At 42.3% G+C, this 13,040-nt stretch carries 13 protein-coding genes; 3 read left to right on the top strand and 10 right to left on the bottom strand.

Going from position 1 to position 13,040, the window contains the following annotated elements; all coding sequences use genetic code 11:
* Positions 1–7: 7 nt before the first annotated feature.
* Entirely contained in the window at positions 8–1,474 is a 1,467-nt protein-coding gene (guaB, locus tag CYCPU_RS0103100; RefSeq protein ID WP_015005424.1) for an IMP dehydrogenase, read from the bottom strand.
* Positions 1,475–1,559: 85 nt separating this feature from the next.
* On the opposite strand from guaB, the gene xseA reads away from it, so the two are divergent.
* On the top strand, positions 1,560–2,906 hold the full coding sequence (gene xseA / locus CYCPU_RS0103095) for an exodeoxyribonuclease VII large subunit (RefSeq protein WP_020161893.1): 1,347 nt from the start codon (positions 1,560–1,562) through the stop codon (positions 2,904–2,906).
* Positions 2,893–3,735 carry a peptidoglycan DD-metalloendopeptidase family protein gene (locus CYCPU_RS0103090; protein WP_016389745.1) on the top strand — a complete coding sequence of 281 codons (843 nt, stop codon included), beginning with the start codon at positions 2,893–2,895 and terminating at the stop codon, positions 3,733–3,735. The genes xseA and CYCPU_RS0103090 overlap by 14 nt, the downstream gene beginning before the upstream one ends.
* Positions 3,736–4,015: 280 nt before the next feature.
* On the opposite strand, the gene der is transcribed toward CYCPU_RS0103090, so the two are convergent.
* The 8 genes from der to iscA form a co-directional block, all read right to left on the bottom strand.
* Complete coding sequence (gene der, locus CYCPU_RS0103080) at positions 4,016–5,422, bottom strand: ribosome biogenesis GTPase Der (RefSeq protein ID WP_015005420.1); 1,407 nt, start codon at positions 5,420–5,422, stop codon at positions 4,016–4,018.
* A 3-nt stretch (positions 5,423–5,425) separates the two neighbouring features.
* Complete coding sequence (gene bamB / locus CYCPU_RS0103075) at positions 5,426–6,652, bottom strand: outer membrane protein assembly factor BamB (protein WP_015005419.1); 1,227 nt, start codon at positions 6,650–6,652, stop codon at positions 5,426–5,428.
* The gene (locus CYCPU_RS0103070) at positions 6,649–7,338 is read right to left on the bottom strand and encodes a YfgM family protein (RefSeq protein ID WP_232228556.1); all 690 of its coding nucleotides are present in this window, start codon (positions 7,336–7,338) and stop codon (positions 6,649–6,651) included. The genes bamB and CYCPU_RS0103070 overlap by 4 nt, the downstream gene beginning before the upstream one ends.
* 10 nt (positions 7,339–7,348) lie before the next feature.
* The gene (gene hisS, locus CYCPU_RS0103065) at positions 7,349–8,614 is read right to left on the bottom strand and encodes a histidine--tRNA ligase (RefSeq protein WP_020161892.1); all 1,266 of its coding nucleotides are present in this window, start codon (positions 8,612–8,614) and stop codon (positions 7,349–7,351) included.
* Positions 8,615–8,630: 16 nt separating this feature from the next.
* Positions 8,631–9,410 (bottom strand): type IV pilus biogenesis/stability protein PilW, encoded by a 780-nt coding sequence (gene pilW / locus CYCPU_RS0103060; protein WP_020161891.1) that lies wholly within the window; start codon positions 9,408–9,410, stop codon positions 8,631–8,633.
* Positions 9,407–10,486: a dual-specificity RNA methyltransferase RlmN gene (locus tag CYCPU_RS0103055; RefSeq protein WP_015005415.1), complete on the bottom strand. Its 1,080-nt coding sequence runs from the start codon at positions 10,484–10,486 to the stop codon at positions 9,407–9,409. Before CYCPU_RS0103055 ends, pilW begins: the two co-directional genes overlap by 4 nt.
* A 6-nt stretch (positions 10,487–10,492) precedes the next feature.
* Positions 10,493–10,924 (bottom strand): nucleoside-diphosphate kinase, encoded by a 432-nt coding sequence (ndk, locus tag CYCPU_RS0103050; RefSeq protein ID WP_015005414.1) that lies wholly within the window; start codon positions 10,922–10,924, stop codon positions 10,493–10,495.
* Positions 10,925–11,101: 177 nt separating this feature from the next.
* Positions 11,102–11,431 (bottom strand): iron-sulfur cluster assembly protein IscA, encoded by a 330-nt coding sequence (iscA, locus tag CYCPU_RS0103045; RefSeq protein ID WP_015005413.1) that lies wholly within the window; start codon positions 11,429–11,431, stop codon positions 11,102–11,104.
* A 290-nt stretch (positions 11,432–11,721) separates the two neighbouring features.
* Here iscA and tatB point away from each other — a divergent pair, with 290 nt between their 5' ends.
* Positions 11,722–12,051, top strand: coding sequence for a Sec-independent protein translocase protein TatB (gene tatB, locus CYCPU_RS11830; RefSeq protein WP_020161890.1), 330 nt, complete (start codon positions 11,722–11,724; stop codon positions 12,049–12,051).
* On the opposite strand, the gene CYCPU_RS0103035 is transcribed toward tatB, so the two are convergent.
* Entirely contained in the window at positions 12,020–12,970 is a 951-nt protein-coding gene (locus CYCPU_RS0103035) for an AEC family transporter (RefSeq protein WP_020161889.1), read from the bottom strand. The two genes, tatB and CYCPU_RS0103035, sit on opposite strands and share 32 nt — an antisense overlap.
* Positions 12,971–13,040: the final 70 nt, after the last annotated feature.

Here is a 13,040-nt window from a genome sequence, read left to right as displayed (position 1 = left end):
CTCTTTATTATCGTTCAACACGATAATTTGGTGCTTCTTTGGTAATCGTCACATCGTGGACATGGCTTTCACGCATGCCAGCACTGGTAACTCGAACAAATTTTGCTTTATGCCGCATCTCTTCAATGCTTTCACAGCCGGTATACCCCATACTAGAGCGTAAGCCGCCAATAAGCTGATGCACAATACTGACCATGCTGCCTTTATAAGCCACGCGACCTTCAATACCTTCTGGCACTAGCTTTTCAGTATCACTACTTTCTTGGAAATAACGATCACTTGACCCTTCTTGTTGAGACATCGCACCTAATGAGCCCATACCGCGATAGCTTTTGTAGGAACGGCCTTGAAATAACTCCACTTCGCCCGGTGCTTCTTCTGTACCTGCAAGTAGGCTACCTAACATTACCGAGCTGGCGCCAGCAGCAATAATTTTTGCCACATCGCCAGAGTAGCGTACGCCTCCATCAGATATAACGGGAATACCCATTCCTTTCAATGCCTGAACAGCATTATCAACTGCTGTAATTTGTGGCACACCAACACCGGCAACGATACGTGTGGTACAAATAGACCCTGGACCAATACCTACTTTAACCGCATCGGCACCCGCATCTGCCAATGCTAAGGCTGCATCAGCGGTAGCAATGTTGCCACCAATAACTTGCAAATCGGGGTAATTCTTTTTTACCCACGAAACACGATCTAAAACGCCCTGAGAATGCCCATGGGCAGTATCAACAATAACCACATCAACCCCAGCATCAACTAGAGCTTCAATGCGTTCTTCTGTTCCATGCCCCGTTCCAACGGCTGCCCCAACGCGAAGACGTTCTTGGTTATCCTTACATGCTTTCGGATAGTCCTTAGCTTTTTGAATATCCTTAACGGTAATCATGCCGCAAAGTTTGAAGTTTTTATTCACCACCAACACTTTTTCAATACGGTGTTTATGCAACAGACCAATGACCTCTTCTTTACTCGCCCCTTCTTGAACAGTAACCAGCTTTTCTTTAGGCGTCATCGCTGATTCAATTAAGCCATCTAGGTGCGTTTCAAAACGTAAATCACGGCTGGTTACAATACCCACAAGATCTGTGCCATTAACAACTGGAACACCTGAAATATTGTGTTGACGGGTTATTGCAATAACATCTCGAATGGTCGTATCGGACGTAACAGTAATCGGGTCTTTAACAACACCACTTTCAAAACGCTTCACCTTCATTACCTCTAGCGCTTGCTGCTTAACCGTCATGTTTTTATGAATAATGCCGATGCCGCCTTCTTGAGCCAACGCAATGGCTAAACGAGCCTCAGTTACTGTATCCATCGCGGCAGATAGAATAGGAATATTTAGAGAAATGCCACGTGTAAGCTGTGTTGTCAGGCTGACATCACGAGGAAGTACCGTAGAATGAGCTGGCACCAACAAAACATCATCAAATGTTAAAGCTTCTTGTTCGAATCGCATATTATCTCGGGCTTGTCGTAGAAAAAGCAGCTCATTATAAGGTATGCTCCGTTAATAATCATCTAATAGATAGCTTTCCGACATTATGCGCGACAATACACACATTTATACCGTCTCCGAGTTGTGTCGGGAAACACGAATTTTGCTTGAGGGAACATTTTTAACACTCTGCATCGAAGGTGAAATATCTAACTTATCTCGTCCTGTGTCCGGGCATATTTACTTCACCTTAAAAGACGATAAAGCCCAAGTGCAATGTGCCATGTTTCGCGCCCAACTTCGCAAAGTAGGTTTCAAACCAGACAACGGCATGCGCATTACCTTAAAAGCTCGGGTTAGCCTTTATGAGGCTCGTGGCAATTTCCAGTTAATTGCTGAACACATGGAAGCTGCTGGCGAAGGCGCTCTTCGACAACAGTTTGAGATGTTAAAAAACAAACTGTCACTCGAAGGGCTTTATGATGAGCAACATAAAAAACCACTGCCTGAATTAGCCAAAAAAGTCGGCGTTATCACCTCATCCAGCGGGGCGGCTATTCATGATATTTTAACCGTATTAAATAACCGTTTCCCCGCCTTACCTGTGCTGATTTACCCCGTTACCGTGCAAGGCGATGGTGCTAAAAACGAAATTGTAAGTGCCATCAAGTTGGCTAATGAGCGTAAAGATTGTGACGTTCTTATTCTCGCTCGTGGCGGTGGTTCATTAGAGGATTTATGGGCCTTTAATGAAGAAATTGTTGCACGAGCAATTTATCACTCATCTATACCGATTATTAGCGCCATTGGTCATGAAGTAGACTTTACCATCGCTGACTTTGTTGCGGATCATCGCGCCGCCACACCCTCCGCAGCAGCCGAACGGGTCAGCCCTGACCAACACCAATGGCTGAGTCATTTTAATTATTTAGCTAAGCAGTTAACAAATACATTATCGAGTCATTTATCAGATAAAAAACAAACCTTAAATCACCTCCACCACCGATTAAAGCGTTCCCACCCAGGCGCACAATTGCAAGCTCATGCCCAGCGCTTAGATGATTACCATGCTCGTTTAATGCAAACACCTCAACGTGTTTTACAACAGCGAAAACTCCGCCTATCCGAACTAAGCGCCCGCCTCTTAAACAATAACCCTAGTCATCAGGCACACGCTTTAGAACAACGGCTAATACGTCTTCAACAACGCTTACCTAAACCAATACAACTGAACTTACAACAAGCACGCTTACGTTTTACCGACTGTAACAAAGGGCTTGAGACACTCAGCCCCTTAGCTACTTTAGCGCGAGGCTATAGCATCAGCAAGCGTGAGGCTGATGGTACAATCGTGAAAAATATTCATCAGGTTGTTTTAGGTGAAAAAATCAATATTCAATTAACGAATGGGGTATTGAAAACCAATATAGAAAGTATCCATGAAAACACTTAACGCTTATGTACTCGCTATTAGCCTTTTGTTTATGCAAACGGCTCACGCTTTCCCTCAACATCATCCCGTACCCGGTGGTATTGCCGTTATTCCACTGAAGTCTCAAACACAGCCGGCCCTCTATTATCAAAATAATAAAGTGTTAACCCTACTTAAAAATAATCAATGGGTGGCTATTGTTGGAATTCCCTTGTCAGCAAAATCTGGCACTCATAAATTGCTAGATCAACAAACGGCTCAAGTCACGACATTTGAAGTTAGCGATAAAACCTACCCAGCTCAATACATTACTTTAAAAAAAACGCCTAAAAATAAACGCATGATCAACCCAAATAAAATGGATATGGAGCGTATCAATCGCGAGAAAAAAACACTCTCTAAAGCTTTATCTACTTGGTCTGACACGACCCCACAAGTTGAGTTTAGCTTACCAACGCATGGCCGACTCAGCAGTCCGTTTGGCTTAAAACGTTTTTTTAATAATCAACCGAGAAAACCACATAGCGGCTTAGATATCGCAGCGCCTACGGGCACCCCTGTTACCTCACCAGCTGCAGGCACTATTCTAGACGTCGGGGATTATTTTTTTAACGGCAACACAGTATTGGTTGATCATGGACAGGGGTTGATTAGCGGCTACTTCCATTTAAACAAAACCTTTGTCAGCACAGGAGACACTGTTAAACAAGGGCAAAAAATAGCCGAAATTGGCACCACCGGTCGAGTAACAGGTGCTCACTTGCATTGGAATATTTATCTTAATAAAAGCAAGGTTGACCCTGCATTTTTTATTAGCGACCATATACACAAACTTAGCAAAAACAAGTAATCATCACTATGCATATCAAAGACCTTTGCACTAAATGCGACCATTGGACAATCACCACTATTATCCATGATGGTGAAACAGCCACTTTTACCTGCACACACTGTAAAAATGAATTTGACTTACCTTGGGACACTAACACCAGGTACCTCATTCGTTCAATTCGGCACAGCTTAAAGAAACGTACTAAAAAATATCCTGAGCTTTTAAACCTCAAACACGAAGGCCAGGGTATTAAAATTCAGGAAAAAGCGAGTGACCCTACGGCCTAAGAAGGGTTTAGTTATCGATGTTTAGGTTTGCTTTTTCTTTTCTCTTTTAATTTACTGACTTTGCCTTTTTCGATATTTGTCGCCGACTTCCTTGTTTTTTTAGCATAAGGATTATCCGGCGATTTAAACTCTATCCTTACCGGTGTTCCCACTAACCCTAGCTTTTCTCTAAAGGCATTCATTAAATATCGCTTATAACTACCAGGAACCGACACCGTTTGGTTACCATGAATGATGATGACAGGTGGGTTTTGCCCACCTTGGTGTGCAAATTTAAGTTTAATCCGACGACCACCTACCAATGGGGGTTGGTGAGCTTTGATCGCATTTTCAAGAATTTCGGTTAACCGTGGTGTTGACATATCAATCATCGCAGATCGATATAACGCCCCAATTGATTCAAATAACTTACCGACACCACTGCCATGCAACGCAGAAATAAAGTAACGTTCCGCATACTCAAGAAAACTTAATTTCACATCAATTTGACGCTTCACTTTTTCTCGTTGATCTTCCGACAAGCCATCCCATTTATTTAAACCAATAACCAATGCTCGTCCTGATTCCAGTACCATTCCGAGCAAACTCGCATCCTGATCGGTCACCCCTTCACTCGCATCAATCATGTAAATGACCACGTGCGTGTCATCAATTGCACGTAGTGTTTGCACAATGCTAAATTTCTCAACGGCTTCTGATACTTTTGAACGACGACGAACACCAGCCGTATCAATCAATGTATATTGTTTGCCATCACGTTCAAAAGGGATAAAAACACTATCACGCGTAGTGCCGGGCTGATCAAAAACGACGACCCGCTCCTCACCCAGCAAGCGATTAATCAGTGTCGATTTGCCTACATTAGGTCGCCCAATGACAGCAACCCTGATTCCTTCTCCTGCCAATGTGTCATCAAATGACTCTATTTTCGGCAAAATGTTTGATACATGCCTTAAGAGCTCAACCACACCTCGCCCATGTGTTGCTGCAATCGGCCATGGTTTATCGAAGCCCATTTTATGAAATTCTGCGATATGTGTATTAGCATCTAAACCATCAGTTTTATTTGCAACAAGTACGATTTGTTTGCCAAGTTTTCGTAAATTTTGCCCTATTTCTTCATCAATAGGGTGAATACCATGGCGCGTATCAACCAAAAATAAAACCACATCAGCTTCTTCAAGTGCTCGCTCGACCTGCTCTACAGCAACGCCATCAATGCCGTCTGCAGTTGCCGTAATTCCACCCGTATCAACCACTAGAGATTTGATATCTGCACGTTTTACTAACCCATATTGTCGATCACGGGTAAGCCCTGGGTAATCAGCAACTAATGCATCACGTGTACGCGTTAAGTAATTAAATAATGTTGATTTACCGACATTAGGTCGGCCAACTAAGGCAATAACAGGTAGCATCGTTTACTCTTCCGTGACCGACAGAGTGTCCATTCGTAAGGCCGTTATAACACCTTCTATGTCTTGCACATAAATCAAGCCATCATCAATAATAGGCGCTGTAGAAATCGCGACATCACTCACTCTTAAACGTCCAACCAACGCGCCATCCGTGCTATTTATCACATGAAGATAGCCTTCGTAATCAGCCGTTAACAAATAATCTCCAGCTTGAGTAAGGGGTGTTAATTGGCGGTGCTCTAAACTATCCTGTAGCCAATTAATGCTGCCATCATTTTGGTCAGCAGACCATAGGTGGTTATTCACATCAACAACATAAATGGACACCCAGTCTGCAATCATTTTCTTATATGACGACATTTCTGAGCGACGCCACACAATTTGGCCAGACCTTACATCAACGGCTACAACCCCGCCATTGAAGGTGGCTGCATAAATATAACGCTCTCCTGCTAATGGATCTGAATCCACATCTACCATCCGTGATAGTGCACCACGGCCTCTCGCTACGGCAACACTTGTTTCCCAGATCTGCAGACCATCTTTTAATCGCAACACCACCAATTTACCATTAGCATAGCCACAGATAACACCTCCACTTTTAACAACCGGAGAACTGGTACCACGTAAACTTAATGCTGGTACATCGCGAATATACGACCAACGCTCTTCACCGTTTGCAGCATCCAGTGTATTCACTGCGCCATCAACACTACGAACCACAAGAAGCCCATCTGAAAACCTCGGTGTTGACAATACTTCACTAGAGACTTGTGAAGTCCATGCTGTATCACCATCATTTAATTTTAGTGCAACAACATCAGCATCTGTGGTGCCAAAGAAGACATGTTCATAACCCACCTCTAAGCCACCTGAGATCGGAAGTTCAGTTTTGACTTCCCATATTAGTTCACCCGTCATTTGATCTATTGCAAGGACCTTGCCTTTTAAATCCGCTACGAAAAGCTTGCCATCTGACACGACCATTTCAAGCTTCAGGTATTTAGAGCCTTTGCCTTCACTTGCTTTTTGCTGCCAGACAGGTGTAAGGCTAACTTCCTCAACAATTTCAGCCAATTCACGTGGAGGTGCAGACTCATCTTCTTCGGATGTGCTCATCATATCGATAATGCCACTTTCCAAGCTCTTACCGGCCGATTTGGTTTTTTCTACGATTCCCGCACAACCTGCTAAAAAAAGCAGCAAAATAACTAGGCTTAACCGACTCATTTTTCTATCTCTTGTACAGTTTCTGTACCGTCAACAATAGTCGGCGGTCCTAGATCATCCAGTTTTAACTGGATCAACTGGCTATCTAATGTTGCGTCTCTCAATGCTGCCATATAGCCAGATCTAGCTTTTTCTACATTACCCAACTGGCGATATGCATCACCTTTTAATGCCTCGTATTGGCCAATAAATTGTCCTGGGTTAATCCCGTTTTCTCCCGAAATCACTGATTCAAGATCACTCACAACGCCATTCGCATCACCATCAGCCAGTCTAATTCTAAACGCACGTATACGCGCAATATGTTGAAGGGCTTTATTGCCATCCAAATCAGCCACTTTTTCTAGTGATTCAACTGCCGCTTTACGATCACCAGTTTCAAGTTGTGCTTTGGCTTTTTGCAAGCCAGCCAACGCTGCATAAGGTGTATCGCTATAGGTTTTATCAATTTCTTCAGCCAAGACAATTGCCGCTTCAAACGTTGAACTTTCCATTGATTGGGCCAATTGCTGGTAGGCATCTGAAGCTTCCAGCGCATGGTTTTGCTGCTGGCCCTGCCAACTTTGCCAACCAAAAAGGCCTATTAAACCCAACACGACTCCAGCAATAAGTGAACGAGAGTTATCTGCCCACCATTTTTTGATCCGTTCAACCTGTTCTTCTTCTGTTTGATAAGTGTCCATCATCTTTTCCGTTTTAACTGTTATTTTTTAAAAATGCGTCTATTTGATTATTCGGCACTTGTTGTTGTTCTTGTCTGTCACGTAAAAACTTAATACTCACTTTATTTTCTTCAATTTCTGCTTCACCTAGAATGAGCGCGAACTTGGCACCAACCTTGTCTGCCTTTTTAAACTGACTTTTTAAGCTACCATTGCCACAATGAAGAACAATGCCTTCTTCTGGCAATTGATCCCGTAAACGTTCAGCCAATTGTATCGCTTCTTTTCTAGCCGGCTCACCTTGATAAACGATATAAGCCAAGGGTGTTGCTTCAGGCCATTCACGCTGCTCCAACAGCAGTACCAAACGTTCAACGCCCATTGCCAAACCAACAGCAGGGGTTTGCTTACCACCCAGTTGGTCGATCAAACCGTCGTAACGACCACCAGCACAAACAGTTCCTTGTGCACCTAGTGATGTAGTGGTCCATTCAAACACCGTGTGTGAATAATAATCTAAACCTCGAACCAACCGTGGGTTATGTTTAAATCGAATACCTGCATCCATCAAATAGCCTTGCAACGTTTCAAAATGTTGCGTGGACTGCTCACCTAAAGAATCTATTAATTGTGGCGCTGATTCGATTAATGTTTGCATGGCTGGGTTTTTGCTGTCCAATATACGCAGTGGGTTCGTGGCTAATCGACGTGTGCTATCTTCATCTAATTGTTCTAAATGTTGCTTAAAGTACGCCACCAAAATATCTTTATAGGCTGTCCGCTCTTCGAGCGTACCCAATGTATTAATCTCTAAGGTTAATTCGCTTGCTAAACCAAGGTTTTTCCAGAGTCTATACGACATAAGAATGACTTCAGCTTCAATCTCTGCGCCCGACATACCAAAACATTCAATACCAATTTGATGAAACTGTCGATAACGCCCTTTTTGCGGACGTTCATGACGAAACATAGGGCCTTGATACCATAAACGTTGAATTTGGTTATAAAACAAACCATGCTCTAAACCAGCTCTTACGCAACTTGCTGTTCCTTCTGGCCGCAAGCTCAGTGAGTCTCCATTGCGATCATCGAATGTGTACATTTCTTTTTCAACGATATCGGTCACTTCACCGATCGAGCGACAAAACAAATCCGTACTTTCAACTAACGGCATGCGTATTTCTGAATAACCGTATTGTTGACACACTGTTGACATCGCTTTTTCTAATCGCTGCCACAATGGTGTTTTATCGGGCAAAATATCATGCATACCACGAATGGCTTGTAACTTTTTACTCATTGGCCTTGTGTTATTGTTAACGGTTGAACTTACTTTTTTCTAACAAGCCCATTTCGTGCGAGTCTGGATAAAGTCGTTTTAATTGAAGAATATAACTGGCAACACTATCGCTATCACCCAGCTTATCTTCTGCTTGAATACCTAACCATAAAGAGGCTGGTGTATGCTTGCTTACTTCTTTAAAGCGCTGCAGATAAGCCCGTACGGATAAGTAGTTCTGCATTTCAAATTTTAATTTGGCCATTTGTAATAATGTCACAGCCGAACGGTTATTTCGCTGTAAGGCCGTACGATAATAGCTTTCCGCTTTATCTAATTGCCCCGCTTTCCATGCACACGTTCCTGCGTTCGTTAACGCCGCCACCGCAGACCGATACAATGGGTTTTTAACTGCTATATTAAAGTGTTGATCTGCCAACTCAAATTCATTCATGCTACATAGATAGCGTGCATAATTATTTTGTGCACTTGAGTTCCTTGGGCTTAGAGTCACTGCTTTTTTATAATGTTCACCGGCTAATGATTTTTCGCCTAAGCGGTCGTAGAGTACGGCTAGAACGTTATGTGCGTTACTGGAAAAAGGGTCAACATCTATTGCCTTCTTTAGTTTTTCTAACGCCACTTCATTCATCCCTCTTTTCATATATTCCACACCAAGGGATACATAAACATCAGCAGGGCTTTTTTCTGTGCCTTGGATAGATGAGGCGCTATTTTCTTTAACGTGTTGCGGCTGGCAAGCTACAAGGGTAGCCAAAAAACACAGCATTATTATTTGAATAATCCATTTATTCATACCGCGGTTACCCTCTGGTTCTTTAGCTGTCGTTTTGTTTTATCTTTCACCTTGCCAACCAATTGCCCACAAGCAGCATCAATATCGTCTCCACGTGTTTTACGTGTTGTTGTTATCAGTCCAGCCTCTTTCAAGACATTGGTAAACCGGTGGATCGCATTATTACTAGAGCGTTTGTAGTGTGTATTAGGAAAGGGGTTAAAAGGAATCAAATTCACTTTGGACGGCACATCAGCCAATAAGCGCTTTAATTCATGCGCTTGCTCAACCGAATCATTTACGCCGCTTAACATCACGTATTCAAAGGTTATTTTTCGGCGTTTTTCGCCTTTAATATAATACTTACAGGCTTCTAACAACTCAGCAATTGGATATTTTTTATTAATTGGTACTAATTCGTTTCTTAATTCGTCGTTCGGCGCATGAAGAGAAACTGCCAGGCTCGCATCACTTACTTCGGCCAAACGATACATCGCTGGCACAACACCAGAGGTGCTGACTGTGACACGACGTTTGGCTAAGCCGTATGCAAAATCGTCCATCATTAAGTTTAAGGCCGTAACGGTATTGTTGAAGTTAAGTAGCGGCTCGCCCATTCCCATCATCACAACATTTGTTAGATTGGCTTTACCTTTTAGCGCCTTAACCGCCACCCATACCTGCCCAATAATTTCAGCAACAGATAAGTTACGATTGAAACCTTGTGTCGCCGTAGAGCAAAAAGTGCACTCAAGCGCACAACCTACTTGTGATGACACGCATAAGGTACCGCGACCTTCTTCAGGAATAAAAACTGTTTCGATACGGTTTTGCCCATCTAACTCAAGCACCCATTTATAGGTTCCATCATCAGATTTTTGTTCGAAGACTATCTCAGGTACGCGTACCTCAGCAATATCAGCAAGGTGTGTTCGCAACCCCTTGCTGATATTCGTCATTAGCTCAAAATCAGAAATGCCTTCTTGATGAATCCATTTCAAAACTTGTTTCGCACGAAATGGTTTTTCACCTATTTCAGTAAAAAATGTTTCCAGACCCTTACGATCTAAATTCAACAAGTTTTGTTTTGAGTTCATCAGTGTTTAACGAAGACGTTCGCACAGTTCATCATCATTAAAGAAGAACTTAATTTCTTCAGCCGCTGTTTCAGGCGCATCTGAGCCATGAACTGCATTTTCATCAATGCTATCTGCAAAGTCTTTACGAATAGTACCTGCTTCGGCTTCAGCTGGGTTTGTTGCACCCATCACTTCACGGTTTTTCAAAATAGCATTTTCACCCTCAAGCACTTGAACCATGACAGGGCCAGAGATCATAAATGAAACCAAGTCATTATAAAAAGGACGCTCTTTATGCACAGCATAGAAGCCTTCTGCTTGCTCACGAGAAAGTTGCAACATTTTAGACGCTACAATTTTTAATCCCGCTTCTTCAAAGCGAGCATAAATTTGTCCAATTACATTTTTTGCAACTGCATCCGGTTTTACAATAGAAAAAGTACGCTCAAGCGCCATAGTATTACTCCAACAATAAAAATTAATTTTAGAAAAACCCGTGTAAATTCACGGTATTAGGTTATCTGACAGCGAACTGTCACAATGTGTGTAGTCTACAGATTACGGCCCTTTCTAGCAATCAGCTAATAAGCCGTAAAAACTATCACGAAGACTAAATTATGCACAGGAAAAAAATTATGGCTCAACGGTAAAACTTTCACCGCAGCCACACGCATCTTTCACATTTGGGTTATTGAACTTGAAGGCAGAATTAATACCTTCTCTTGCAAAATCCAACTCCATCCCATCTAAAAAACTCAACGAGTCTTCATTGATGATGACTTTAACACCATGCATTTCGAAAACAGTATCCTTAGACTCAACTTCATCTGCAAAATCAATGACATAAGAGTAACCCGAGCAACCAGACTCACGAACACCCAATCGTAAGCCCAACCCTTTACCCCGTTTATTCAATTGATCCTGCACTTGCATTGCAGCGTTTTCAGTTAATGTAACAGACATATTTTCCTCAATATTAATAAATACTTACCACCCCTTTGAGTTTATAACTACAAATAGGTTCCTTTACCGACAACTCATAATAAGGCATTCAACGATACGGCTTACACTATATAGCAACCTATCAATAAGCCCATTAAAGCTAATTCTTTCATTAGACAGCATTCTACATGATCATTTTTTTAAGGGAAATCTATCACCTAAGATTGATGACTCTTGGTTAACCTCTGTTGTTTATCTTATACTGCCCCTATAACTCTTCTAATAAACAGCCACTCTTAACACTAAAAAGCATGTTTGATATCGGTTTTTTTGAAATCTGCCTCATTGGTATTATCGCACTACTGGTCATAGGCCCAGAGAAGCTTCCACGTGTAGCACGTACCACAGGCTTATGGCTCGGTAAGGCACGCGGTATGGTAAAAACAGTTAAATATGAAATTGACGAACAAATTCGTGTCGAAGAATTAAAACAATCCGTGGAACGTGCTAAAAACACCCTCGATAACAGTATTTCCGCCCCCATTAAAGAGGTTGAATCATCTCTGGATGAATTACAAAATCAACTCAAAGACCCTAGCGAAAAAAAACCTACAGCACCACCAACCAAATCGGCAAAGTAATAAAAAATAATGCCGTACTTGCCACTAATACAGTAGACAATAGCTCCGTATTCAAACCATAACGCTCGCTTAAAATCATTGTTGCCATCATCGACGGCGTAGCTGCTACCAAGACCGTCGCATGTATTGTTTTAACATCTGTCATGGTTGCATTTGCTGTAAAGTAAACGACCGCTGGGACGACAAGTAGCTTTACTGCTGACGCCAAAATAGCAATGCCTTTGTGCTTCCTTAGGCTACCAAATGAGAGCGACATCCCCACGACCAACAACATACCCGACATCGTAATATTTCCCAGCATCGTGGTGCCCTTTTGAAGAAACAGCGGCAAACTAATGTCATAAATATTCATCAAAATTGCAACAACAAAGGCCCATATGGGCGGCAGGCTTAATAATGATTTAATAAACCTTAACGGAGTTTGCTTTTGCTCGTTATTATCACCCCATTCTATCGCTATCCACAAACCAACAATCCACAACATTGGTGTAATGGCCATAATATCGACATAAATAGCGAACCTTGCGGCCTCGTCACCTTGCATCGCCTGTAGTAACGGCACTCCCAGAGAAATAATATTCCCTAAACCACAAACCAACATTAACGCGCCCAGTTCAGGTTTACCCAAACCTTGACGTTTTAACCAAGGGTAGAAAACCCAACACGCAAGCATGCCAACAACAATACCTACATTTGATACCATCGGAGCACTAAAAATGTCTCCCGATAGGGTCACATTAGGAATAACAGAAAAAATAAGTGCCGGGTAAAACAGATTAATCACCAAGGTACTGATGACACGCCGAGTTTCATGTAATGTAAGACCCGCAGGCTCCCAATACCTCAGCAAAACACCCATTAATATAATAAATGCACTTGGTAGCAGTGCCGCATTAACTTGATCAAATATCTCAGCCATTACCTCTAACCCTTAATATACCTCAAATCAATCATACCTTAAAAAACACCTACAAAGTGTGTAGACAAAA

The sequence above is a fragment of the Cycloclasticus pugetii PS-1 genome (genome assembly GCF_000384415.1).
Lineage (GTDB): Bacteria > Pseudomonadota > Gammaproteobacteria > Methylococcales > Cycloclasticaceae > Cycloclasticus > Cycloclasticus pugetii.
The sequence above is the reverse complement of the archived record's forward strand: the minus strand, read 5'-3'. Positions and strand labels throughout refer to the sequence as shown.